The sequence below is a fragment of the Oleiphilus sp. HI0043 genome (assembly GCF_001634935.1).
The window spans coordinates 1-637 of the sequence record NZ_LWEY01000506.1; the positions used below are offsets into that span (position 1 = coordinate 1).

1 pseudogene is annotated in these 637 nt (G+C 44.7%); it reads left to right on the plus strand.

What is annotated here, in order from left to right:
* A pseudogene (gene rpoB, locus A3729_RS06255) lies at positions 1–637 on the plus strand (DNA-directed RNA polymerase subunit beta); the annotation flags it as partial.

The following is a 637-nucleotide window of genomic DNA, read 5'->3' on the forward strand; positions in this document are numbered from 1 at the left end:
TGAAGACTCTCTAAATGAGATGTTGGAGAAGGCAGAGGCGCAATTGGAAGATCGTCGTAAAGATCAGGAAGAGCGCTTCGAAGTTAAGAAGGGTAAGCTTCAGACTGGTGATGATCTCGCACCGGGTGTACTGAAAATAGTTAAGGTTTACGTTGCGATCAAACGTCGTATTCAGCCTGGTGATAAGATGGCTGGACGACACGGGAACAAGGGTGTTATCTCGGTTATTATGCCAGTTGAAGATATGCCATATGATGAGCATGGTAACCCAGTAGATATTGTACTTAACCCGCTAGGTGTTCCGTCTCGAATGAACGTCGGTCAGGTACTGGAAACACACTTGGGTTGTGCTGCAAAAGGTCTTGGTAAGAAAATTGACCTTATGATTAAACAGCAGAAAGAAGTGCAAGAACTACGTGGCCTACTGGATCAAATCTATAACGGTGTTGCTGATAAGAAAGAAGCGTTGGATACCTTTAGTGATGAAGAGATTCTAGAGCTGGCACATAACCTTCGCGGTGGTGTTCCAATGGCGACTCCTGCTTTTGATGGTGCGAAAGAGTCTCAGATTAAAGAGCTTCTTCGTCTAGCCGGTCTTGATGATAGTGGTCAGGTTCAATTATATGATGGTCGTACT